This window comes from Nocardioides sp. Z22_16 (assembly GCF_058134365.1).
Genome location: NZ_JBYTTI010000007.1, coordinates 1 through 23,098 on the forward strand (window position 1 = coordinate 1; position 23,098 = coordinate 23,098).

The 23,098-nt window shown below is 73.2% G+C and carries 25 protein-coding genes; 21 read left to right on the forward strand and 4 right to left on the reverse strand.

Going from position 1 to position 23,098, the window contains the following annotated elements; genetic code table 11:
- Positions 1-139 precede the first annotated feature (139 nt).
- The 3 genes from AC3X7R_RS18630 to AC3X7R_RS18640 all read left to right on the forward strand — a co-directional run bounded on the left by AC3X7R_RS18630 (position 140) and on the right by AC3X7R_RS18640 (position 2,750).
- Positions 140-1,144, forward strand: coding sequence for a DUF222 domain-containing protein (locus tag AC3X7R_RS18630; RefSeq protein WP_489967187.1), 1,005 nt, complete (start codon positions 140-142; stop codon positions 1,142-1,144).
- A gap of 119 nt (positions 1,145-1,263) precedes the next feature.
- On the forward strand, positions 1,264-1,839 hold the full coding sequence (locus AC3X7R_RS18635; RefSeq protein ID WP_489967188.1) for a carboxymuconolactone decarboxylase family protein: 576 nt from the start codon (positions 1,264-1,266) through the stop codon (positions 1,837-1,839).
- Positions 1,836-2,750 (forward strand): RNA polymerase sigma-70 factor, encoded by a 915-nt coding sequence (locus AC3X7R_RS18640; protein ID WP_489967189.1) that lies wholly within the window; start codon positions 1,836-1,838, stop codon positions 2,748-2,750. Before AC3X7R_RS18635 ends, AC3X7R_RS18640 begins: the two co-directional genes overlap by 4 nt.
- A gap of 69 nt (positions 2,751-2,819) precedes the next feature.
- On the opposite strand, the gene AC3X7R_RS18645 is transcribed toward AC3X7R_RS18640, so the two are convergent.
- Positions 2,820-3,362: an inorganic diphosphatase gene (locus AC3X7R_RS18645; protein WP_489967210.1), complete on the reverse strand. Its 543-nt coding sequence runs from the start codon at positions 3,360-3,362 to the stop codon at positions 2,820-2,822.
- 155 nt (positions 3,363-3,517) lie between these two features.
- On the opposite strand from AC3X7R_RS18645, the gene dacB reads away from it, so the two are divergent.
- The 12 genes from dacB to AC3X7R_RS18705 all read left to right on the forward strand — a co-directional run bounded on the left by dacB (position 3,518) and on the right by AC3X7R_RS18705 (position 14,609).
- Positions 3,518-5,026 carry a D-alanyl-D-alanine carboxypeptidase/D-alanyl-D-alanine endopeptidase gene (gene dacB, locus AC3X7R_RS18650; protein ID WP_489967190.1) on the forward strand — a complete coding sequence of 503 codons (1,509 nt, stop codon included), beginning with the start codon at positions 3,518-3,520 and terminating at the stop codon, positions 5,024-5,026.
- A 9-nt stretch (positions 5,027-5,035) separates the two neighbouring features.
- Positions 5,036-6,070 (forward strand): zinc-dependent metalloprotease, encoded by a 1,035-nt coding sequence (locus AC3X7R_RS18655; protein ID WP_489967191.1) that lies wholly within the window; start codon positions 5,036-5,038, stop codon positions 6,068-6,070.
- 12 nt (positions 6,071-6,082) lie between these two features.
- Complete coding sequence (gene tilS, locus AC3X7R_RS18660) at positions 6,083-7,138, forward strand: tRNA lysidine(34) synthetase TilS (protein ID WP_489967192.1); 1,056 nt, start codon at positions 6,083-6,085, stop codon at positions 7,136-7,138.
- 10 nt (positions 7,139-7,148) lie between these two features.
- A complete protein-coding gene (gene hpt / locus AC3X7R_RS18665; protein ID WP_489967193.1) occupies positions 7,149-7,700 on the forward strand; it encodes a hypoxanthine phosphoribosyltransferase in 552 nt (183 codons plus the stop codon).
- 81 nt (positions 7,701-7,781) lie between these two features.
- Positions 7,782-9,842 carry an ATP-dependent zinc metalloprotease FtsH gene (gene ftsH / locus AC3X7R_RS18670; RefSeq protein WP_489967194.1) on the forward strand — a complete coding sequence of 687 codons (2,061 nt, stop codon included), beginning with the start codon at positions 7,782-7,784 and terminating at the stop codon, positions 9,840-9,842.
- Positions 9,839-10,456: a GTP cyclohydrolase I FolE gene (gene folE, locus AC3X7R_RS18675; RefSeq protein ID WP_489967195.1), complete on the forward strand. Its 618-nt coding sequence runs from the start codon at positions 9,839-9,841 to the stop codon at positions 10,454-10,456. The genes ftsH and folE overlap by 4 nt, the downstream gene beginning before the upstream one ends.
- Before the next feature lie 32 nt (positions 10,457-10,488).
- Positions 10,489-11,292, forward strand: a complete 804-nt coding sequence (gene folP, locus AC3X7R_RS18680; RefSeq protein ID WP_489967211.1) for a dihydropteroate synthase — start codon at positions 10,489-10,491, stop codon at positions 11,290-11,292.
- Positions 11,289-11,660 carry a dihydroneopterin aldolase gene (folB, locus tag AC3X7R_RS18685; RefSeq protein WP_489967196.1) on the forward strand — a complete coding sequence of 124 codons (372 nt, stop codon included), beginning with the start codon at positions 11,289-11,291 and terminating at the stop codon, positions 11,658-11,660. The genes folP and folB overlap by 4 nt, the downstream gene beginning before the upstream one ends.
- Positions 11,657-12,226 carry a 2-amino-4-hydroxy-6-hydroxymethyldihydropteridine diphosphokinase gene (folK, locus tag AC3X7R_RS18690; RefSeq protein WP_489967197.1) on the forward strand — a complete coding sequence of 190 codons (570 nt, stop codon included), beginning with the start codon at positions 11,657-11,659 and terminating at the stop codon, positions 12,224-12,226. The genes folB and folK overlap by 4 nt, the downstream gene beginning before the upstream one ends.
- 42 nt (positions 12,227-12,268) lie before the next feature.
- Positions 12,269-12,808: a DUF3180 domain-containing protein gene (locus AC3X7R_RS18695; protein ID WP_489967198.1), complete on the forward strand. Its 540-nt coding sequence runs from the start codon at positions 12,269-12,271 to the stop codon at positions 12,806-12,808.
- A gap of 10 nt (positions 12,809-12,818) precedes the next feature.
- Positions 12,819-13,418 carry a hypothetical protein gene (locus AC3X7R_RS18700; protein ID WP_489967199.1) on the forward strand — a complete coding sequence of 200 codons (600 nt, stop codon included), beginning with the start codon at positions 12,819-12,821 and terminating at the stop codon, positions 13,416-13,418.
- A gap of 102 nt (positions 13,419-13,520) precedes the next feature.
- Positions 13,521-14,609, forward strand: coding sequence for a GNAT family N-acetyltransferase (locus tag AC3X7R_RS18705; protein ID WP_489967200.1), 1,089 nt, complete (start codon positions 13,521-13,523; stop codon positions 14,607-14,609).
- Here the strand turns inward: AC3X7R_RS18705 and AC3X7R_RS18710 are convergent.
- The gene (locus AC3X7R_RS18710; protein ID WP_489967201.1) at positions 14,599-15,609 is read right to left on the reverse strand and encodes an ABC transporter ATP-binding protein; all 1,011 of its coding nucleotides are present in this window, start codon (positions 15,607-15,609) and stop codon (positions 14,599-14,601) included. The two genes, AC3X7R_RS18705 and AC3X7R_RS18710, sit on opposite strands and share 11 nt — an antisense overlap.
- Positions 15,610-15,612: 3 nt before the next feature.
- Between AC3X7R_RS18710 and AC3X7R_RS18715 the strand changes: the two genes are divergently transcribed.
- The 3 genes from AC3X7R_RS18715 to AC3X7R_RS18725 are packed head-to-tail and all read left to right on the forward strand — an operon-like array spanning position 15,613 to position 18,018.
- Positions 15,613-16,320, forward strand: a complete 708-nt coding sequence (locus AC3X7R_RS18715; RefSeq protein ID WP_489967202.1) for an ABC transporter permease — start codon at positions 15,613-15,615, stop codon at positions 16,318-16,320.
- A 10-nt stretch (positions 16,321-16,330) separates the two neighbouring features.
- Positions 16,331-17,035, forward strand: coding sequence for an ABC transporter permease (locus AC3X7R_RS18720; protein ID WP_489967203.1), 705 nt, complete (start codon positions 16,331-16,333; stop codon positions 17,033-17,035).
- 23 nt (positions 17,036-17,058) lie between these two features.
- Positions 17,059-18,018 carry an ABC transporter substrate-binding protein gene (locus AC3X7R_RS18725; RefSeq protein ID WP_489967204.1) on the forward strand — a complete coding sequence of 320 codons (960 nt, stop codon included), beginning with the start codon at positions 17,059-17,061 and terminating at the stop codon, positions 18,016-18,018.
- Here the strand turns inward: AC3X7R_RS18725 and AC3X7R_RS18730 are convergent.
- Positions 18,011-19,012, reverse strand: a complete 1,002-nt coding sequence (locus AC3X7R_RS18730) for a phosphatase PAP2 family protein (protein WP_489967205.1) — start codon at positions 19,010-19,012, stop codon at positions 18,011-18,013. The genes AC3X7R_RS18725 and AC3X7R_RS18730 overlap by 8 nt on opposite strands.
- 49 nt (positions 19,013-19,061) lie before the next feature.
- A complete protein-coding gene (locus tag AC3X7R_RS18735; RefSeq protein WP_489967206.1) occupies positions 19,062-20,210 on the reverse strand; it encodes a glycosyltransferase family 2 protein in 1,149 nt (382 codons plus the stop codon).
- 44 nt (positions 20,211-20,254) lie between these two features.
- Here AC3X7R_RS18735 and AC3X7R_RS18740 point away from each other — a divergent pair, with 44 nt between their 5' ends.
- From AC3X7R_RS18740 to AC3X7R_RS18750, 3 genes are all read left to right on the forward strand, one after another.
- Positions 20,255-21,436, forward strand: coding sequence for a sulfotransferase family protein (locus tag AC3X7R_RS18740; RefSeq protein ID WP_489967207.1), 1,182 nt, complete (start codon positions 20,255-20,257; stop codon positions 21,434-21,436).
- Positions 21,433-22,368 (forward strand): hypothetical protein, encoded by a 936-nt coding sequence (locus AC3X7R_RS18745; RefSeq protein WP_489967208.1) that lies wholly within the window; start codon positions 21,433-21,435, stop codon positions 22,366-22,368. Before AC3X7R_RS18740 ends, AC3X7R_RS18745 begins: the two co-directional genes overlap by 4 nt.
- 215 nt (positions 22,369-22,583) lie before the next feature.
- Positions 22,584-23,098: NAD(P)-binding domain-containing protein (locus AC3X7R_RS18750; RefSeq protein ID WP_489967209.1), on the forward strand; the 515-nt coding region annotated here is incomplete at its 3' end.

Genomic DNA, 23,098 nt, shown 5'->3' on the forward strand with positions numbered 1-23,098 from the left:
GTCACCCAAGTCATGAGACATGAACCGTCACCGATGTCCTGACCCAGAACTGTCACCAATGTCCCGAGACATCACACAGTCGCTGGCGTTGGCCGGAGCGGATGGGTCTTCGGCCGTAGTACCCCACGATGATGCGTGTGTGGACCGTGAGCTGACCGGTCGCCGGGTCGCCGCCCTGAAGATGCGGGTCATGGCGTCCGCCGGCGACGTCGCCGAGGCGGAGGGCGACCGGGACGTCGCCGCCTGGCTGGCCAGGCAGACCAGGGGCGATCGCTCGACCGCCCGACGTGAGCAGCAGCTCGCCGCCGCCTGCGAGGTGCGGTGGCAGCGGGTCGGCGCAGCGCTGGCCGCGGGCGAGGTCAACCCCGGCCAGGCCCAGGTGATCGTCCGGGGGCTCGACGACCTGACCGCGACGCTGCGCGACCTGGTCGGCGACGACTCCGTCGGTCCGCCCATGACCCCCGCTCGCGTCGTCGAGCTCCTGGCCCTGGCGGAGGCTCACCTGCTCGAGAAGGCGGCCGAGTTCGACCCGCGGGACCTGGCCAGGATCGCCGCCACGATCCTCGACGTGCTGGTCCCGCACGTGGCCGAGGAGGCCGAGGCCCGCAGGCTCGCCGACCAGGACCGGCACGCGCGCCGCGTGACCACCCTGTCCAGCCAGCGGCTCGGCGACGACACCACCCTGGTCAAGGCACGCGTCCCCGACGCCGTTGCGAGCCGGCTCCTCACCCACCTCGAGGCCTTCACCAACCCGCGCAAGCAGCAGGAGCTGGACTCCGCTCCCGACGGCCCGCTCCGAGCCGCGGACGCGACCGGCGAGGGCCTTCCCTACCCCGTGCGCCTGGGCCGGGCGTTCTGCTCGCTCCTCGAAGGCCTCGACCCCGCACGCCTCCCCCTGCGCGGTGGGCTCGCCACGACCCTGGTCGTCACGGTGGACCTGGCCACCCGCACCCGCGGCGTGGGACACGGCACCCTGCCCACCGGCGAGACCGTGAGCCCCGGTGAGATCCGCCGCCTGGCCTGCACCGCCGACCTCGACAACGGGATCCTCCTCTGCTCGCACCACCACCACCTCGTCCACGACGACCGCTACCTGCACCAACGCCTGCCCCACGGCGACGTCAGGTTCGCCCGACGCAGGTAGGTCGGTCGTGAGTGCGATGGATCAGTGCTGTCACGCACGTGGTGTCACAGAACGTGGCCGGGCGGTGTCTCCATGTCGACAGCCCGGCACCGGCCGGGCGCTCGACGGATGGAGCAGAGATGTCCAGCAGGTTCCGGATCCCCCAGGCCCGACCCGACGGCGCCTACGGCGCGGTCATGACCCGCCTCGCCCGGCGGATGTGGGGCAAGGTGCCCGACAACGCCTACGTGCTCTGGCACAACCGTGCGGTGACGAGGGCGGTCTTCGGCTTCGAGCGCAAGGTCGCGTCCTGGTCGGCGCTCGACGCACACCTCAAGACCTACGCCGTGATGGCCTCCGCGGGCAGCATCGGCTGCTCCTGGTGCCTCGACTTCGGCTACTTCATGGCCCGCGAGGAGGGGCTCGACCTGGCGAAGGTCCGCGAGGTGCCCCGGTGGCGGGAGTCCGGGGTCTTCTCCGCGCTCGAGCGCGACGTGATGGCCTACGCCGAGGCGATGACGGCGACCCCGCCGGCGGTGACCGACGAGCTGGTCGCCGGTCTGGACCGGGCGCTGGGTCACGCGGCGGTGGTGGAGCTGACGATGATGGTCGCCGTGGAGAACCAGCGCTCCCGGTTCAACTCGGCGATGGGGCTGGCGAGCCAGGGCTACTCCGACGTCTGCGAGCTGCCGCTCGCCGTACCCTCGACCGGGTGAGCGACACCGGACCGGAGGACGCCGAGCCGAGGGACGCGGCAGGGGGTGCCGCCGACGACTTCGTGCGCCACCGCACCCTGCTCTTCACCGTGGCCTACGAGATGCTCGGCTCGGCCGCCGATGCCGAGGACGTGCTGCAGGAGACGTGGCTGCGCTGGGCAGAGGTCGACCACGACCAGGTGCGCGACCCGCGGGCCTACCTGGTGCGGACCACCGCCCGGCAGGCGCTCAACCGGCTTCGCGCGGCGTCGCGGCGTCGCGAGGAGTACGTCGGGCCCTGGCTGCCGGAGCCCCTGCTCACCGCCCCCGACGTGGCCGACGACGTGGTGCTGGCCGAGGGCGTCTCGACGGCGATGCTGCTGGTGCTGGAGACCCTGCCCCCCGCCGAGCGGGCGGTCTTCGTGCTCCGCGAGGTCTTCGACCTGCCGCACGACGAGATCGCCCGGACGCTGGGGCGCAGCTCCGCGGCGGTGCGCCAGCTCGCCCACCGGGCTCGCGAGCACGTGGCCGCGCGCCGGCCGCGGGCCCGGGTCGACCCCGAGCAGGCGCGGGAGGTGATCGAGCGGTTCCGGGTCGCCACGCAGACCGGTGACCTCCAGCAGCTGCTCGACGTCCTCTCCCCGGACGTGGTGCTCACCACCGACGGCGGCGGGCGGGTGCACGCCGCGCTCCGCCCGATCGTGGGGGTGGAGAAGGTGCTGCGCTTCCTCACCGGCGTCCGCCCGGAGTCGGCCGTGCTGGAGCCGATGTGGCTCAACGGCGCGCCGGCGATGCGGTTCGTCCTCGACGGGGTGGCCGACGGGATCGCCACCATGCTGGTCGAGGACGGGCGGGTCACCGCGCTCTACCTGGTGCGCAACCCGGAGAAGCTGCGGGCGCTCGACGTCGAGGCGGCACTCTCCCGGAGATGACGGAACCGGGTGCGCGGCACGGGAGGTCCCGCGCTGCGCACCCGGCTCAGGGCCCGGAGGGGGCCGGTGTCAGGAGTTCTTCTCGCCCAGGCTGTCGTCGGCGAGGTTGGCGACGTCGTCGCCGTGGCCCTCGGTCTTGAAGCGCTCGAAGGAGGCGTGCACCTCGGCGATCGCCTCGTCCTTGCCGACCCACTCGGCGCCCTCGACCGACTTGCCCGGCTCCAGGTCCTTGTAGACCTCGAAGAAGTGCTGGATCTCGAGCCGGTCGAACTTCGACACGTCGCCGATGTCCTGCAGGTGCTCCATGCGGGGGTCGTGCGTGGGCACGCAGAGCACCTTGTCGTCGCCGCCGGCCTCGTCGGTCATCCGGAACATGCCGATCGCCCGGCAGGCGATCAGGCAGCCGGGGAAGGTCGGGGCGCCGAGGATGACGAGCGCGTCCAGCGGGTCGCCGTCCTGGCCCAGGGTGTTCTCGATGTAGCCGTAGTCGGCCGGGTAGGCCGTCGAGGTGAAGAGCATCCGGTCCAGACGGAGCCGCCCGGAGTGGTGGTCGACCTCGTACTTGTTGCGCTCACCCTTGGGGATCTCGACCAGCACGTCGAACTCCAGCACGGCTTTCACCTCGTCATCTCTACGTCAGCGGTTGTGGTCCACGTCGACCAGCTTCGCCTGCAGGGCGGTGACAACCGCCAGAAGAGTCCCCGGGACGTGACGGGGGTGATTGTCGCGCACAATGGGCGCTCACACACAGTTGGGAGGACGCAGCCGTGGCGCGACGTGACGCAGGCCACACCTCTCCGGCGCGCCCACGTGGGCCCGGCCGGGTCGCTCACTGGCTGCCGACGCTGCTGGTCCTGGCCCTCCTCGGCACTGCCGCCGTGGCCGGGCAGCAGGGCTGGGGACCGACCTACCTGGGGTGGGGGAGCGAGCCGGGGCAGGGCCCCGCACCCGGCCCGGCTCTGGCGCTGCCCGCCCCGGCGGCGCCGATGCCGGTGGCCGAGCCCGCGACGCCCGGGCCCCTCGACCCCGCCGCGGTGCGCGAGGCGGTGGGCAACGGACTGCGCGACGACGCGTTGGGCGACCACGTGGTGGCCGCGGTGGCCGATCTGGCGGGGGGTGAGCCGGTCCTCACCCGAGGGCGCGGACGGGTGCTGCCCGCCTCGACCACCAAGCTGCTCACCGGTGTCGCCGCCCTCACGGTGATGCCACCCGAGACCCGCTTCCGGACCCGCGTCCTCGAGGGCGCCCGCCCGGGACAGGTGGTGCTCGTGGGCGGGGGTGACCCGCTGCTCGCCGCCGAGCCCACCGAGCCCGACGACTCCGAGCCCGACGACTCCGGGGCCGACGTCGTCACGCTGGCCCGGCTGACCGCGGAGGCGCTCCTGGCCGAGCCTTCCCCGGACGGCGGCGCCCCCACGGTGCGCCTGCGCTACGACACCAGTCTCTTCACCGGGCCCCAGGAGAGCGCGCACTGGCGGCCCGACTACGTCCGCGACGGCATCGTCTCGCCGATCGTCCCCCTCTGGGTCGACCAGGGTCGCGACGACTCCGGCTGGGGCCGGGTGGAGGACCCGGCCGGCGAGGCCGCCGCCCGTTTCGCCGACGCGCTGCGCGACGCCGGGGTCCGGGTGGTCGGCCGCCCCCGCCCTGCCGTCGCCCCGCCGGGAGTCGCCGAGCTGGCCGCGGTGGAGTCCGCCCCCCTGGACCGGCTGGTCGCGCGGATGATCGACGTCAGCGACAACGAGACCGCCGAGGTCCTCGCCCACCACGTCGGACTCGCCACCTCCGGGGTCGGCAGCTTCGAGGCGGGCGCGGCCGGGACCGTGCAGTCGCTCGCCGGCCTGGGTCTCGACGTCTCCGGCGACGAGGTCCACGACGGCTCCGGTCTCTCCCGGGACAACCGGATCTCCGCGCGCACCCTGCTGGAGGTGGTGCGCCTGGCCGCCTCCCCGGCCCACCCCCGGCTCCGCGCCGTGGTCGAGGGCCTCCCGGTGGCGGGCTTCAGCGGGTCGCTGGCGCTGCGCTTCGGCGAGGGCGCGCCCGAGGGCCCGGGGCGGGTCCGTGCCAAGACCGGGACCCTCACCGGCGTGCACGCGCTGGCCGGTCTGGTCGCCGACCAGGAGGGGGCCGTGATGGCCTTCGTGCTCGCCGCCGACCGGGTGCCCGCCGACCGGAGCCTCGACGCCCGGGAGGCCCTCGACGCCGTGGCCGCCTCGCTCGCCGCCTGCTCCTGCGGCCTCCCGCAGGCACCGGCCCCGTCGGGGGGCGGCGGCTAGGGTCGCCCCATGACGTCACAGGGCATGGTGGACTGGGAGCTCGCCGCGAGGATCGGGGCACGCGCCGCCGGCCCCGGCCCGCAGGTGAGCGCCGCGGAGGCGGCCGACGCCGTCGCCGAGCTGCGCCGGGGCGCCGACCGCTCGACCGGCCTGGTCGCGGAGTTCACCGGCCTGGAGGCCGCCTCGGGCTCGGCCCCCCTCCTGGTCGTCGACCGCGCCGGTTGGGTGCAGGCCAACGCCGACAGCTTCGCCCGCGTCATCGACCCGCTCGCCGACCGCCTCGCCGAGCGGAAGGGCGCACCCCGGGGCGTCACCCAGGCCGTCGGCTCCCGGGTCACGGCGGTCGAGGTCGGGGTGCTCCTCGGCTTCCTCGGCAGCAAGGTGCTGGGTCAGTTCGACCCGTTCCACGAACCTGCGGGGCGGCTGCTGCTGGTCGCCCCCAACGTCGTCCACGTCGAGCGCGAGCTCGCCGCGGACCCGCACGACTTCCGGCTCTGGGTCTGCCTCCACGAGGAGACGCACCGGGTCCAGTTCACCGCGGTGCCGTGGATGCGCGAGCACCTCTTCTCGCTGATGGAGCAGGTGGTGGGCTCGGTCCAGCCCGACGCCATGGCCACCGAGCTCCTCGCCAAGGCCTCCGAGCTCGTCCGCGGCAAGGAGGGCAGGAGCCTGCTGGAGCTGGTCGGCACGCCCGAGCAGCGGCAGCTGATCGACCAGGTGACCGGGGTGATGTCGTTGCTGGAGGGCCACGCCGACGTGGTGATGGACGGCGTCGGCCCCGAGGTCATCGGCTCGGTCGCCGCGATCCGGCGTCGGTTCGACCAGCGACGCGGCGGAGTCGGAGTCCTGGACAAGCTGCTGCGCCGCCTGATGGGCCTCGACGCCAAGATGGCGCAGTACCGCAACGGTGCCGTCTTCGTCCGCACGGTCGTGGACCAGGTCGGGATGGACGGCTTCAACGCCGTCTGGGCCGAGGCCGGCAACCTTCCCACCAAGGCCGAGATCCACGACCCCGGGTCGTGGGTCGCCCGGGTCCACGGCTGAGGCCCGCGAGCCGTGGCCGGTCCTGACCCGGCGGTGGCCGCCACCCGGGTGGCGGTCCGGCGCACCCTCGCCGGCCTGGCCGCCGGCACCGCGCCGCCGCAGGTCGTCCTCGTCGCCTGCAGCGGCGGCGCCGACTCGCTCGCCCTGCTCGCCGCCTGCGTCTTCGAGGCGCGGGAGCGGGACGGGCGCCGGCCGACCCGGGTGGTCGGGGTGACGGTCGACCACGGGCTCCAGGCGGGCTCCGAGGAGCAGGCCGCCCGGGTGGTGGCCCAGATGGAGGCCCTCGGCGTCGCCGAGACCTTCAGCGCCCGGGTCCGGGTGAGCGCGCTCGGCCAGGGGCCCGAGGCGGCGGCCCGCGAGGCGCGGTACGCCGTGCTCGGCGAGGTGGCCGCACGCTGCGGCGCGACGGCGGTGCTGCTGGGCCACACCCTCGACGACCAGGCCGAGACGGTGCTGCTGGGGCTCACCCGGGGGAGCGGTGGCCGGTCGATCGCCGGCATGCGCCGCGTCTTCGAGCGGGACGCCACGACCTACGCCCGTCCGCTGCTCGACCTGAGGCGGGCCCAGACCGAGGCCGCCTGCGCGGCCCAGGGGCTCGACTTCTGGACCGACCCGCACAACGCCGATCCGCGCTTCCTGCGGTCGCGGGTGCGCCACGACGTGCTCCCGCTCCTGGAGCGCGAGCTGGGGCCGGGTGTCGCGGAGACCCTGGCGCGGACCGCGGAGTCGCTGCGCGCCGACATGGAGGCGCTCGACGACCTGGCCGAGGCGGCGCTGGCACAGGCGGCCCCGGCACAGGCGGACCCGGCCCAGGGCGGCGCCCTGGGGGTCGCGGCGCTGGCCGCGCACCCCTCCGCCGTCCGCCGCCGGGTGCTGCGGCTGGCCGCGCTGCGGGCCGGCGCGCGCGACGGTGAGCTCTTCCACGCCCACGTGCTCGCGCTGGAGGAGCTGGTGACGCGGTGGCGGGGCCAGCGGTGGGTCGAGCTGCCCGGCCACGTGCGCGCCGTGCGCCGGGCCGACCGGGTGCACTTCGAGCGGGTCTCCGGCGTGCCGGACGGGCCGGGTTAGGGTTCTCGTCATGGAGACCACCCACGTCGAGAACGATCTGGTCAACGTGCTCTTCACCGAGGAGGCGATCCAGAAGCGGCTCGCCGAGATGGCGGAGCAGATCGCCGCCGACTACGAGGGGCGCGAGATCCTGATGGTGGGGGTGCTGCGCGGGGCGGTGATGGTGATGGCCGACCTGGCTCGCGCCCTCCCCGTGCACGTGGAGATGGACTGGATGGCGATCAGCTCCTACGGCGCCGGCACCAAGTCGAGCGGCGTGGTGCGCATCCTCAAGGACCTCGACACCGACATCAGCGGCCGCGACGTGCTGATCGTCGACGAGATCATCGACACCGGTCTCACCCTGAGCTGGCTGGTCAACAGCCTGAGCACCCGCAACCCCGCCTCGATCGAGATCGCGACGCTGCTGCGCAAGCCCGAGGCGATGTCGATGCCGGTGGAGCCGAAGTACGTCGGGTGGGACATCCCCAACGAGTTCGTCGTCGGCTACGGCCTCGACTACCGCGAGCGCTACCGCAACCTGCGCGACATCGGCACCCTCGCTCCGCACGTCTACTCCTGAACCATCCGTGGGGACGGCTGGGACTCGGCGGGTAACGTCTTCCTTCACACCCGTCCGTCGTCCTGATCGCGAAAGAAGCCTGTGAAGCGCATTTTCAAGGGTCCCTGGCTGTGGATGGTCATCGCCGCCCTCGGTGTCCTGCTGGCCATCCAGCTCTTCGCGCCCAACGACGGGTACGACGAGATCACCACGTCGGAGATGAACGCCTACATCGCCGACGGCAAGGTCGACGAGATGACGTTCGTCGACGGCGACCAGGAGATGCGCGCCACCCTCGACGAGGGCGCCCGCAAGGGCTCGGACAAGGTCGTGGCCTTCTGGCTCAACGGCACCCAGGCCGAGATCGAGAAGGCGGTGGCCAAGGGCGTCGACGAGGGCACGATCAGCGAGTACACCACCGAGGTGCCCAAGCCGAGCGTCTTCGGCTCGATCCTGCTGACGCTGCTCCCCTTCGTGCTGATCGTCCTCCTCTTCGTCTTCCTGATGAACCAGGCCCAGGGCGGCGGTGGCCGCGGGGTCATGCAGTTCGCCAAGTCCAAGGCCAAGCTGATCACCAAGGACATGCCGAAGACGACGTTCACCGACGTGGCCGGCTGCGAGGAGGCCATCGAGGAGCTCGGCGAGATCAAGGAGTTCCTCCAGGAGCCGGCGAAGTTCCAGGCCGTCGGCGCCAAGATCCCCAAGGGCGTCCTGCTCTACGGCCCGCCCGGCACCGGCAAGACGCTGCTGGCGCGTGCCGTGGCCGGCGAGGCGGGCGTCCCCTTCTACTCGATCTCCGGCTCCGACTTCGTCGAGATGTTCGTCGGCGTCGGCGCCTCCCGGGTCCGCGACCTCTTCGAGCAGGCGAAGGAGAACGCCCCGGCGATCGTCTTCATCGACGAGATCGACGCCGTCGGCCGCCACCGCGGCGCCGGCATGGGCGGCGGTCACGACGAGCGCGAGCAGACCCTCAACCAGCTCCTGGTCGAGATGGACGGCTTCGACGTCCGCGGCGGCGTGATCCTGATCGCCGCGACCAACCGCCCCGACGTCCTCGACCCCGCACTGCTGCGCCCGGGCCGCTTCGACCGCCAGATCCAGGTCGACGCCCCCGACCTCAACGGCCGCCACCAGATCCTCAAGGTGCACTCGCGTGGCAAGCCGATGGCCGACGACGTCGACCTGCTCAGCGTGGCGCGGCGCACCCCCGGCTTCACCGGCGCCGACCTGGCCAACGTGCTCAACGAGGCCGCGCTCCTCACCGCCCGCACCAACGCCAAGCTCATCACCGACGAGAACCTCGACGAGGCCATCGACCGGGTGATCGCGGGGCCGCAGCGCCGTACCCGCCTGATGAGCGAGAAGGAGAAGCTCATCACCGCCTACCACGAGGGCGGGCACGCCCTGGTGGCCGCGGCGCTCCCCGGCACCGACCCCGTGCACAAGGTGACGATCCTGCCGCGCGGACGGGCCCTGGGCTACACGATGGTGCTGCCCGACGAGGACAAGTACTCCACCACCCGCAGCGAGATGCTCGACAAGCTGGCCTACATGCTCGGTGGCCGGGCCGCGGAGGAGATGGTCTTCCACGACCCGACGACGGGCGCCGGCAACGACATCGAGAAGGCCACCAACCTGGCCCGCGCGATGGTCACCCAGTACGGCATGACCGAGCGCCTGGGCGCCATCAAGCTGGGCGAGACCCAGGGCGAGCCGTTCCTGGGCCGCGACATGGGGCACCAGCGCAACTACTCCGAGGAGGTCGCCGCGGCGGTCGACGAGGAGACCAAGAACCTGCTGGCCACCGCCCACCAGGAGGCCTTCGACATCCTGGTGGAGAACCGCGACGTCCTCGACGCGCTGGTGCTGGAGCTGATGGACAAGGAGACCCTCGACAAGGCCGAGATCGCCCGGATCTTCGAGGCGCTCCGGCTCCGTCCGCGCCGCCCCGCGTGGACGGGCTCCCCGACGCGGACCCCCTCCGACATCCCGCCGGTGGAGATCCCGCAGGCGATCCGCGACCGCGCGAAGGCCAACGGGACGGTCGCCGGCGACCGCGTCGACGAGGGCGGCGTCATCCTGACCCCGCCCGGCAGCGGCGGCGACATGCACGGCGACGTGCCGCCGACCGGCACGCCGCCGACCCCGGGGGCGCCTGCATGACCGACCCGATCGGCGTGGCCTACCGGGATCCCTCGGAGGTCCCGGAGTTCGACCACGCCCGTGCCGAGGCGGCGGTGCGCGAGCTGCTCGCCGCCCTCGGGGAGGACGTGGAGCGCGAGGGCCTGCGCGAGACCCCGGCCCGCGTCGCCCGCGCCTACGCCGAGCTGACCCAGGGGCTGCGCCAGCAGCCCGAGGACGTGCTGACGACCACCTTCGACCTGGGCCACGACGAGATGGTGCTGGTCCGCGACATCGAGCTGTGGTCGATGTGCGAGCACCACCTGGTGCCCTTCACCGGGGTCGCCCACGTCGGCTACATCCCCGCCGAGAGCGGGAAGATCACCGGTCTCTCCAAGCTGGCCCGGCTGGTCGACGTCTACGCCAAGCGCCCGCAGGTGCAGGAGCGGCTGACCACCCAGATCGCCGACGCGATGACCGAGATCCTCGAGGCCCGCGGCGTGATCGTGGTGATCGAGGCCGAGCACCTCTGCATGACCATGCGCGGCGTCCGCAAGGCCGGCGCCCGCACCATCACCTCCGCGGTGCGCGGGATCATGCACAACGCGGCCACCCGCAGTGAGGCGATGGCCCTGATCCGCTCCGGCACCAGGTGACCCGCCCGGAGCCCGCGGGCCGGCCGCTGGTGATGGGCATCATCAACGTCACCCCCGACTCCTTCTCCGACGGCGGCCGGTGGGCCGACCGGGACTCCGCGGTCGCCCGCGGCCGGGAGCTGCTCGCCGAGGGCGCGGACCTCCTCGACATCGGCGGGGAGTCGACCCGGCCGGGCGCCACCCGCCCGTTGGTCGCCGAGGAGCTGGACCGCGTCGTCCCGGTGATCGAGGACCTGGCCGCGGACGGTGCGGTCGTCTCGGTCGACACCATGCGGGCGGAGGTCGCCGCCGCCGCGATCGGGGCGGGGGCCAGGATCGTCAACGACGTCAGCGGTGGCCTGGCCGACCCGGGGATGCTCAGCGTGGTCGCCGACTCCGACGCCACCTACGTCGCGATGCACTGGCGGGCGCACGCCGACCACATGGACTCCTTCACCCGCTACGAGCACGGTGTCGTCGCCGGCGTGCGGGAGGAGCTCGCCGCCCGGCTGGAGGCCGCCCGCGCCGCGGGGCTCCCCGACGAGCGCCTCGTCCTGGACCCGGGTCTCGGCTTCGCCAAGACCTCGGAGCAGAACTGGGAGCTGCTGCGCGGTCTCGACGAGCTCGCCGACCTCGGGCTGCCGCTGCTGGTCGGGCCCTCCCGCAAGCGGTTCCTCGGCACCCTGCTGGCCGACGCCGAGGGGGCGCCACGGCCGCTGGAGGGCCGCGAGCACGCGGGATCCGCGCTCTCGCTGCTGCTGGCCCGACGTGGGGTCTGGGGGCTGCGCGTCCACGACGTGCGTGCGACCCTCGACGCCTTGAAGGTGTGGCAGCGACTGGAGGGGGGAGCCGGATGAGCGACGAGCTGACGATCGCCGGGCTGGAGTGCTGGGGGCACCACGGCGTCTTCGACTTCGAACGCCGCGAGGGGCAGAAGTTCGTCGTCGACCTGACCCTCGGCCTCGACACCAGGACCGCAGCCCGCACGGACGACTTGCAGGAGACGGTCGACTACGGAAGCCTCGTGGAGCGTGTCAAGCACGCCGTGGAGAACGACCCCGTCGACCTGATCGAGACCCTCGCCCAACGCCTCGCCGACGTGGCCCTGCAGCAGGACCGTGTTGAATGGGCGCGGGTGCGGTTGCACAAACCGGACGCACCCATCGACGCCACGTTTCGGGACGTGACGCTGACCATCACCAGGAACAAGGGGAACCACCAGTGACCGAGACGCCCAACCCGCACATCGTCGACACGGATGCGCTGACGGGGGAGATGCACCCCATCCGCCGAGTGGTGGTGGCGCTGGGATCCAACCTCGGCGAGCGGATGACGGCGCTGCAGGGTGCGGTGGACGCGCTGGCGGACACCCCGGACGTCTGGCTCACCAGCGTCTCGCCCGTCTACGAGACCGAGCCCGTCGATGCGCCCGAGGGCTCCAAGACCTACCTCAACGCCGTCGTGCTGCTCGACACCACGCTCCCGGCCCACCGGCTGATGGAGCGTGCCCTGGCCGTCGAGAACGCCTTCGACCGCGAGCGCAGCGACGTCCGCAACGCCCCCCGCACCCTCGACGTCGACCTGGTCCAGGTGGGCGACCGCCGCGCCGACGACGACCTGCTCAGGCTCCCGCACCCCCGGGCGCACGAGCGGGGCTTCGTGCTCAAGCCGTGGCACGACCTCGAGCCCGACGCGGTGCTGCTCGACAGCGGTCCCATCGCCGAGCTGTTGGAGAAGGTCGACCTCTCCGGCGTGCGGCGGCGCGACGACCTGACGCTCGAGATGAGCTGACGGCCCGGTCGGCCCCGCCGCCCGTCGACACGTCCTGGTGAGATGACCTCCCTGCCGCCCGAGCCCCCCGACGACCTGGACCCCGACTCCCCGGAGTCGGGGGACGAGGCGCCGGGCGGGGTCTCGCCGGCACACCTGCGGCCGCTGGGTCCCGGCCCGATGGCCGGCGCCACCGTGCTGGGGCTCTTCCTCGGGTGGCTCTGGCACCCGGTGGCCGAGCGCGTCTCCGGGACGGCCCCCGTCCTGTCCTGGACCCAGGGGCTCCTGCTCTTCTTCGTGGCCGCCATCCTGGGGGCGGTCGCCCTGATCACCTGGCGCGCGGTCCACGTGCGGCGCGAGCGGCTGGTGCCGAGGCAGATGGTCAACCGCCTGGTGCTGGCCCGGGCCTGCATCCTGGTGGGCGCGTTGGTGGGCGGGATCTACACCGGCTACCTCATCTCCTGGCTGGGGTCGCCAGCCGAGCTGGCGGACGAGCGGATCAGGCACGCGGCGGTCGCCGCGGCAGGTGGCGCGGCCGTCGTGATCACGGGCAAGTTGCTCGAACGCGCGTGTCGCGTGCCCAAAGCGAACCCTCACCTCTAGCCTGAGGGTCATGACTTCCCCGTCTGCTCGTTCCAGCGCCCGCCGACGTCAGCGCAGCACGCGTGTCACCGTCGCCTCCGGCCTGCTGTTGCTCGCGGCCGCCCTCGTGTTCGGGGCGATCGCCACTGGCCAGTTCGTGCTGGTCCTCGTCGGAGCCCTCTCCGCCCTCGTCCTCGGCGCCGCCGCGACCCGGATCACCTACTCCGAGCTCGTGCAGACGCGCCGTGACGCCGCAATGGACAGGGCGCAGCAGGCGCAGGCCTACCGCGACATCACCGCTCGCCGCACCGCGGAGAGCGCGGCCTTCGCGGCCGACATGCAGACCCGCATCGCGCAGCGCGAGGAGACCATCGGCCAGCTCGAGAGCGAGCTCGGCAAGGCGCTGGAGCGGGCGGCCACCGCGACGCTGAAGATGAACACCGAGGCCCGCCGGGCCGACGTGGCCGAGCTCGAGGGGCTCAAGCTCAGCGGGGTGCTCGAGCACTCCGAGACCCGAGCGGCCGAGGCCGTCGTCCGGGTCGCCGAGCTGGAGGCCGAGCTGGACGCGCTGCGCGCCGAGCTGGAGGCCTGGCAGGCCGCCGCCAACCAGGCCGCCTACAAGCGCGCCTGACCGCTTCCCACGGTCCCCCGCGATCGGCCCCGACCCACTGTGTCGGGCGCCGGACGTGGGGGACTGTCACGTCGTGGCGACGCGGTGAGGAAGAATCGCAGGGTGATCCCCGACGACAACAGGTTCGAGAGCGATCCAGACACCGCCCTGCCCGACGACCCCGGCCTCCCCGAGGGGTGGACCGCTGAGCCCCCCGACGGCACCGACGCCGCCGACGTCGCCCGCCTGACCTGGCTGCTGCGCGAGCACGAGCGCGCCGGCCGCGGCTGGCCGGCCGCCACCGAGCAGGACGTGCTGGTGGAGGTCTCCCCGCACGGCCTGGCGATGCGGGAGAACCTGGTGATCCGCGACACCGCGGGCCTGATCCGCGCCTGGGCCAGCGTCCACGACCGCTCCGTGGGCCGCATGCTCCTGGTGCACGTGGTGGACCGGACCCTCCCGGAGGTGGAGGCGCGGCGCAGCTCGCGGGTCCTCTTCGAGTGGGCCGAGAGCCAGGCGCGCGCCGTCGGGGCCGCCCGCGGGCTCGAGGTGCAGCAGATCGACACCGGCACCTTCCCCGACGACGAGCGCCAGCACGCGTGGCTGCTCGACCGCGGGTTCGAGAAGGTCCGCACCTGGTGGCAGATGACCCGCCCGGTGAGCGCCGAGGAGGCCGAGCTGGTCGACGACCCGGAGCTGTGGGAGGACCGGGGCGTCCGCTTCCGGTCGGTCGGCCGCCAGGGCGACGGGATGCCCGACGAGGCCGACCTGCGCGCCGTGCACGACGTCCTCGAAGGCGCCTTCACCGACCACTTCAACTCCTCGGAGGAGACCTTCGAGGAGTTCGTGCACCGACTCCGCGAGGACCCCGGCCACCGCTGGGACCACTGGTGGCTGGCCGAGCTGATCGACGACGACGGTGCCCCGCAGCCCTGCGGCGCGCTGGTGGGCACCGTCTCGGAGTCGGTGCGGGGGCCCGACGGGTCCTACGTCTCCTACCTCGGCGTGCTGGAGTCGGCGCGCGGCCGTGGGGTGGCCAAGGGGCTGCTGCGCACCGTGATCGCCGACGCGGCCGCTCGCCGCCGGGACCGGGTCGGGCTCGAGGTCGACGCCGACTCCTCCACGGGGGCCGACGGGCTCTACGTCTCCATGGGGTGGGGCACCAGGTACGTCACCGAGTCCTGGCACAAGGACGTGCCGGTCAGCGGCTGAGCGAGGCCCGCAGCTGGGCGTGCACGCCCGCGGGGGTGAGCACTCCCAGGAAGCGCGGGCCGCGACGCACGCCGATCATCGACCTGTCGTCGCGCATCATCATCGCCAGCGCCTCCTCCAGGGTGGAGTCGATGTCGATCGCCGCGCCCAGCTGGCCGGCCGTGACCCCCTCCAGCGGCTCCAGGTGCGCCTCGTCGATCCTCGTGACCGCCAGCCGCCGCAGGCCACTGGTGGCGCCGACGAAGTCGGCCACGAAGTCGTCGGCCGGGTGGGCCAGCAGCTCCTGGGGGGTGCCGTACTGCGCGAGCCGGCCGCCGACGGCGAGGATCGCGACCCGGTCGCCCATCCGCACCGCCTCGTCGATGTCGTGGGTGACCATGACGACCGTCTTGCCCAGGTCGCGCTGGAGCCGGCGGAACTCGTCCTGCAGCCGGGTCCGGACGACGGGGTCCACCGCGCCGAAGGGCTCGTCCATCAGCAGCACGGGCGGGTCCGCGGCCAGGGCCCGCGCCACCCCGACGCGCTGGCGCTGCCCCCCGGAGAGCTGGTGGGGGTAGCGCCGGCCGTAGAGGTCGGGGTCGAGGCCCACCATCGTCAGCAGCTCCCGGGCCCGCTCGCGGGCGGTCGCCTTGGACTCGCCGTGGAGCAACGGCACCGTCATCACGTTGGCCTCGACCCGCTGGTGGGGGAAGAGCCCCACCTGCTGGATCACGTAGCCGATGTCGCGGCGCAGCGCGTGCGGGTCGATGCCGGTGACGTCCTGGCCGTCGAGCAGGATCCGGCCGGTGGTGGGCTCGATCAGACGGTTGATCATCTTCAGCGTCGTCGACTTCCCGCAGCCCGAGGGGCCGACCAGGCAGACCAGCTCGCCACGGGCGACGTCGAGGTCGAGCTCGTGCACGGCGACGGACCCGTCGTCGTAGGTCTTGCCGACGCCGACCAGCTGCAGCATCGGCGTCCCACCCGTGGTCCGGTCAGCCTCCGACCCGGTAGCGTCCATGCTGTGACCCTACTGGTGTCCGCGGGGCTCGCCCCGCAGGCGGCCGAGCCGAGCTGCTACAGCCGGCTCCGCAACGAGTGGCTCTGCACCGACTACCTCGTCGACCGCCGCCAGGAGATCCTCTCCGCCCTGGGCTCGCACGTGACGCTGACCCTCTCGGCGGTGCTGCTCGGGCTCCTGGTCGCCCTCCCGCTGGCCCTGCTGGCCCGCCGGGTGCCGCGCCTGGAGTCGGCGGTGACCGGGCTCTCGAGCGGGCTGTACACGATCCCGTCGCTGGCGCTCTTCCCGCTCCTGGTGCCCTTCACCGGGCTGACGGCCACCACCGTCGTGATCGGTCTGGCGCTCTACGCGCTGACGATCCTGGTCCGCGCCTTCCTCGACGGTCTCCGGGCGGTGCCCGACGAGGTCCGGGAGGCGGCCCGCGGGCTGGGCTACCCCCCCACCCGCCAGCTGCTGCGGGTGGAGCTCCCGCTCGCCCTGCCGGTGCTGATGGCCGGCATCCGGGTCGCGTCGGTCTCCACCGTCGCGCTGACCACGGTGGGGGCGCTGGTCTCGCACGGCGGGCTGGGCAACCTGCTCGTCACGGGCGTGGCCGAGTCGTTCCGCGCCCAGGTGCTCACCGCCGCGGTCCTCTGCGTGGTCCTGGCGGTGGTGCTCGACGGCGTGCTGGTCGTGCTGCAGCGTTCGCTGACCCCCTGGACCCGGGTGTGAGGGGCCGGCCGTGAGCATCTTCGCCGACATGTGGGAGTACCTGACCGACCCCGGCAGCTGGCGGGGTCCGGGCGCGATGCTGGAGCTGCTCTGGCAACAGCTGCTGCTGACCGGCACGGCCCTGGTGGCGGCCGTGCTCCTCGGTCTCCCGGTCGCGCTGTGGCTCGGGCACCTCGGCCGGGGCGGCTTCGTGGCGATCAACGTCTCCGCCGTCGGACGGGCCGTCCCGACCTTCGCGCTGCTGGCGATCCTGGTCGCGGCCGACTGGCCGGGCAGCGCGACGCTGGGCCCCTACGGCCGGGCCGGGGCCGCCACCCTCATCGCCCTGACCCTCTTCGCGCTGCCGCCGCTCATCACCGCCTCCTACGTGGCGGTGACCGAGGTGCCGCAGGAGGTGAAGGAGGCCGCCCGGGGCATGGGGATGACCGGACGGCAGCAGTTCTGGCGGGTCGAGCTGCCCCTGGCCCTGCCGCTGGTGGTGGCCGGCGTCCGGCTCGCGCTGGTCCAGGTGTGGGCGACCGCCACCATCGCCGCCTTGGTCGCCGGCCCCGGACTGGGCCGGGTCATCACCGACGGGTTCTACCGCAACGACTACGGCCAGGGGCTCGCCGGCGCGGTGGTGGTCGCGGCGATGGCGCTGGTGTTGGAGATCGGCGCCGGTGGGGTACAGCGGAGTGCGGCGCGCCGGGCCCAGCTCTCCGCGGCGAGCGGCTGAGCCACGACAACGAGGAGAAGTCCATGCACCGAACGTCCGTCACGACCTTCCGGCGCCGGGGCGCCGCAGCGGCCGCCCTCGCCGGCCTCCTCCTGCTGGGCGCCTGCGCCGGCGACGACCTCTCCGCCGACGGGGGCGGGGACGCCGAGGAGGACCGCGGCGCCGTCACCGTGGCCAGCCAGAACTTCCCCGAGGCCGCCCTGGTCGCCGCGATGTACGAGGAGGTCCTCGAGGAGGCCGGGTACGACGTCACGACGCGGCTGGTCGGCACCCGCTCGGTCTACATGGCGGAGTTCCCCGGCGACGTCGACGTCGTCCCGGAGTACGTCGCCGGCATCTCCGACTACCTCAACGCCGCCGCCGAGGGCGCCGACGCCGAGCCGATCACCACCAACGACCCGACCGAGTCGGTCGAGGCGGCGGCGCCGCTGCTCGAGGCCGCCGGGATCACCCTGCTGGCCCCGTCGGAGGCGACCTCGCAGAACGCCTACTTCATCACCGCCGAGCGGTCCGAGGCCGAGGGGATCACCACCCTCTCCGACCTCGAGGGCGAGCCGACCGTGCTGGCCGCGGCGCCCGACTGCGAGGGGCGCGACGACTGCGAGAAGGGCCTCCAGGACGTCTACGGGATCGACGTCACCACCCTGCTCCCCCTGGGCTACGGCAGCCCCGAGACCTACCAGGCGGTGCTCGACGGTGAGGCCGACCTCGGGCAGACCGGCACCCTGGACGGGACCCTGGAGGAGCAGGGGCTGGTGCTGCTGGAGGACGACCAGGGCATCCAGCCCGCGCAGAACCTGGTGCCGGCCCTCTCCACGGAGTTCCTCGGTACCAACCCCGACGTGGGCCCCCTGCTGGAGGACCTGATGGCCGCCCTGGACAACGAGACGTTGGCCGGGCTGATCCAGCAGGTCTCGGTGGACCGGGCCAAGCCGCAGGACGTCGCGGCGGAGTTCCTGGAGTCCGAGGGCCTGGTCAGCTGACCGCCGTGGCGTCAGGGGCCGGGCGCGGTGCCTCGCGGCGCGCCCGCCAGCCCTCCCAGCGCGCGCAGCCCCACAGCACCAGCGCCGCCGCGACCCAGCCCGCCAGGACGTCGACCACGTAGTGCTCGGCGTAGTAGACCAGCGCGAACGCCATCACCAGGGGGTAGGCGACCAGCACGACCCGGAGCGCGGCGTTGCTGCGGGAGAAGGCGTACAGCGCGACGAAGGCTGCGATGCCCGCGTGCAGGGACGGCATCGCGGCCACCGGGTTGCCGGCCGCGGAGAAGGTGTCGTGGAAGTTGCCGGGGCCCAGGTCGTACCAGCCGCGGCCGGTGATCCGGGCGATGTCGTCGGTCAGGTAGCCGTGGTGCGAGGCGAGCCACGGCGGGGACATCGGGTAGGCGATGTAGACGAGCAGCGCGAAGATGTTGAGCGCGAGGTAGCGGCGCATGAAGTGCACCCAGGCGGCCCGGCGTCGCGCCCACAGCACCGCGGCGGTGATGGGCGCGACGAAGAAGTGGGAGTAGTAGACGGTCGTCAGCACCACGTCGTACCAGGCCCGCGGTGCGGTCCGCTCGCACGGGACGCCGCACAGCTCGGCCTGCAGCCACTCGGTGGGCAGCACGCCGCCGAAGAGCGCCCGGTCGGCCGCGATGGGCTCGGTCACGTGCACCGTGACGAGGCCGAGGTCGTCGGCCAGGCCGCGGCTGAAGAGGTAGAAGGTCAGCACCGCCAGCGGCAGCGACCAGTCGCGGAGGAAGGCCAGGTGGGAGCGCCACGGGGCCTGGATGTTCCAGGCGATGAGCGCGAGCCAGATCCAGGTGAACGCCTGGTAGACCGACTTGGGCAGCTCCACCAGCTCGATCCAGGCGGCGAGCGCGACGGTGTAGCCCGCCATGGCGAGGACCCGCGCCCGGCGGGAGGTCACCGGGGCGTCGCCCGGCCCGCTGTCCGCGGCGCCGGTCGCCTCTTCGCGCGCCGCCGTGTCGGTCATCCGGTGCCCCTGAGGACGTGGCACTCCACACACTCACGGTAGAGGTCGTTCATCGTTCGTGCGACCTGATCTCCAGCGCGATGTCGGGGACGCTGGCCGGCCTGATCACCGCGGGCGGGATCGCCAGCCGCTCGCCGCTCGGGGTCCGCGGGGCCGGACCCTCCAGGGAGGCGAACCAGGTCATCAGCGACTCGGCGTCCTCACGACGGTTCCGCTCCACCAGGAAGGCGCAGACCCGGTGCACCGGCGGCAGGCCGGAGTGCACCAGCGAGCGCTCGCCCCACAGCTCGCCGACCCCGTCGCGCAGCAGCTGCCACCACGCGTCCGAGCAGCCTGGCAGGAGCTCGAAGTAGCGCCACAGGTCGCCGGGCAGCACCCGGTCGACGAAGATCTCGGTGACGCGGGGGTCGCCGTGCTCGCGGACCGACGCCAGCGCCATCCGCTTGGTGGCCCACCGGTCGACCAGGTCCTCCACCGAACGGCGCTGCTGGGTGATGGAGGTGCCGTCGGTGCGGATCCGCCAGTGGTAGACCGGCTCGGGGAGCACGTCGAACGACCCGGCCAGGTAGGCCCGGGTCGTCGTCGGCTGGTCCTCGTAGTGGATCCGCTCCGGCCAAGCCAGGCCGGCCGACTCCCAGAAGGAGCGGCGGAAGAGCTTGTTCCAGGCGAAGACGTCGCCCAGGATCTCGGGATGGTCCGCGATCCGCGCCCCCACTCGCGGCGGGTGGTGCAGCCGCCGCAGCCATGGAGGCTCGTGCAGGCCGGCGCCGTCGGGCGGCGCCGCCTCCCAGCGGAGCACCGAGCCGACCGCGAAGTCCGAGCCGCTGGCCTCCAGCGAGCCCACCAGCCGGCGCAGGGCGTCGGGGGGCAGGACGTCGTCGGAGTCGAGGAAGCCGAGGTGGTCGATCCGGGCGTCGGGGTCGCCGAGCAGCGCGGCCACGCCCGCGTTGCGGGCGGCGCCGAGACCCCCGTTGGGGGTGTGCAGCACCCGGATCCGGTCGTCGCGGGCGGCGTACTGCTCGGCGACCTCGCCGCTGCGGTCGGGCGACCCGTCGTCGACCACCACGGCCCGCCACGCGGTGTGCTCCTGGGCCAGCAGGCTCTCCAGGGACTCCGGCAGCCACTGCTCCACGCCGTACGCCGGGACCACCACCCCCACCACGGGCGCCTGTCTGCGCAGACGAAGGGACCACCTCATGGGGCGAGGGTATCCAGCCGCCCCCTCGGATAGGCTCACCGACCGTGACTGGAGCAGAGACCGGCAGCGCGAACGGCAGCGCCACCGCGGGCGCGACCGCCACGGAGCGCCGCGCCCGTGCCATCGACGAGCTCAACCCCGAGGGCGTGCCGCGGAAGGTGCTCTTCGTCGCCGGCGCGGGGCGCAGCGGCACCAGCACCCTGGCGGGGATCCTCAGCCTGCTGGGCATGCACGTGCCCAAGCCCGAGGTGGAGGCCGACGCCTCCAACCCCAAGGGGTTCGGGGAGCCCAGGTGGGCGGTGGAGGTGCACGACGCCTGGCTGCGCGAGGTCGACGTCCAGGTCAGCGACGCCCGGCCCAGCGCCTGGTTCGAGACGGGCCGGATCTCCAGCCGCGAGCCCGCCCGCATCCGCGTCTCGGAGTGGCTCGAGACCCACTTCGCCGAGCACCCGGAGCTGGTGGTCAAGGACCCGCGGCTGAGCTGGTTCCTGGGCCTGTGGCGGGTGGCGGCGATCCGCACCGGCGCCACCCCGGTCTTCGCGACCATGCTCCGTCCGCCCGCCGAGGTCGTCGGCAGCAAGCAGAAGTACTACGCCAACAAGCTGGGCTCGGCCCACCTCGCGGCGAGCTGGCTCAACATGCTGCTGCACACCGAGAAGGCGACCCGCGAGGCGCTCAGCGGCTCCCACGTGGGCGGCGGACGCGCCTTCGTGCGCTACGAGGACCTGCTCAGCGACTGGGTGCGGACCACGATGGCGTTGGGCCACAAGCTCGACGTGCAGTCGGTGATCCACACCCGCAGCGACCAGATCCGCGAGGTGCACCGGTTCATCGACCCCAGCCTGCGCCGGGTCACCACCACGCTCGACGACCTGGCCCTGCCCCCGCGGCTCCACGACCTGGTCGGTGAGACCTGGGCGGAGCTCAACAAGCTGGCCGACGAGGGCGGCGACACCCCCACGGCCCACGCCACCTTCGACCAGCTCCGCGAGGCCTACACCGCGCTCTACGAGGAGTCCGAGGCGATCTCCAGGTCGTCGGTGGTGGCCGCGCGCCTCGCCCAGGCGCGCCACGACGCCCAGGAGCGCGACGCCGCGCCGCCCCGTGCGGCGCTCACCGACCTGGTTCCCCACGAGGTCCGGGCCAAGATCCCGCCGTCGCTGCGCCGCGGCGTGCGCAAGGCGCTGGGTCGGGAGCGGGACCGGCAGCCCGAGGCCCGGGGATGATCCCGATCGGCCAGGGCGAGGGCCTCGCCAACCTCGAGGGTCACCGCGACTTCGACATCACCTGGCCCTGGCGCCGCCCCGGCGGACTGCGCCGGGGGGCGACCGCGGTGCTGCGGGTCAAGGACGAGGCGCCCGGGCTGCGGTTCGTGCTGCCCCCGCTGCTGCGCGTGGTCGACCACGTGCTGCTGGTCGACAACAACTCCTCCGACGGCACTCCCGAGGAGGCGCTGCGGGTGGTGGCCGAGACCGGCCTCGCCGACCGGTTCACCCTGGCCCACTACCCGTTCGACGTGGCCCGGGCGGGAGCCGAGCACCTCGCGGTGCACGAGCGGTCGGTGCACTCCCTGGCCTACTTCTACAACTGGTGCTTCTCCCACGTCCGGACCAGCTACAGCTGGAAGTGGGACGGCGACATGGTGCTCACCACCGAGGGCGAGGTCTCGATGGGCGACCTGTCCTGGCAGGTCGGCGCCACCGACGCGGTGATCCGCTTCCCCCGCCACGGGCTCTACGTCGAGTCGGCCCGCCGCGCCTTCCTCGACCTCGGTCTGCGCAACATCGAGGAGTGGGGCTTCCCGATGGGCCCGGACTACGTCTACTCCAAGGCCCCCGAGTGGGAGATCCGGACCACTCCGGACCGGTTCGAGATGTTCGCCCTCCCGCAGGGCCTCTGCGTGGAGCTGAAGTGGCTCGACGGCGACGAGTTCGCGCACTGGACCGACCCGCAGTCCTTCGCGACCAGCCTGCGCAACCGGCGCAAGCGCCGCGAGTGGACCGTCTGGAACGCGCTGCAGGAGGGGACCGTCCCCGAGGGGGTCGTCGAGATCGTGGCGCCCGACGGGGTGCACGTGGTCGATCACGTCACCCACGACTGGCTGCCGCGGGCGCCCCGCCCGTTCGTGGTGGACGACCCGGCGCACGCCGTCGGCTGAGCCTTCTCGCGCGAGCGACGTGGCCCAGGTCACGTGCCACCCTGTTCACACGATGGAAGCATCCACGTAACCTCGTCGTTGAACAGGAAGCACCCGCACACCGCAGCACCCGCACAAGAGCAGCACACACAAGAGCCACATCGTCTGGTACCCGTACCGGCTTCCCGCCCCCCGGCGGAGGAGTGGTCGGCGGGACTGAAACGAGAGGTCCACCCATGACTGCCACCCCCCTCCGGGTGGGCGTGGTCGGCGCTGGCCGCGTCGGCGCCGTCCTCTCCGCCGCGCTGCGCGCCGCGGGCCACCACGTCGTCTCCGCCGCAGGGGAGTCCGATGCCTCGCGGCGCCGCGTCGAGACGCTGCTGCCAGGCGTGCCGGTCGACAAGCCCAGCGCCGTCGCGCGGGCCTGCGACCTGCTGCTGCTCACGGTGCCCGACGACATGCTCGGCAACGTCGTCTCCATGCTCGCGGCCAGCGGGTCCCTGCGCGAGGGTCAGTACGTCGTCCACACCTCCGGCCGTCACGGTCTCGCGGTGCTCGCCGACGCGGCCGCGCTGGGTGCCCGCCCGGTCGCGCTGCACCCGGCGATGACCTTCACCGGCACCGAGGTCGACCTGCCCCGGCTGGCCGGCTGCGTCTTCGGCGTGACCGCCGGCCCCGAGGAGCGCGAGCTCGTCGAGCGCCTGGTCGGCGACCTCGGCGCGAGCCGCGTCTGGGTGCCGGAGGAGAAGCG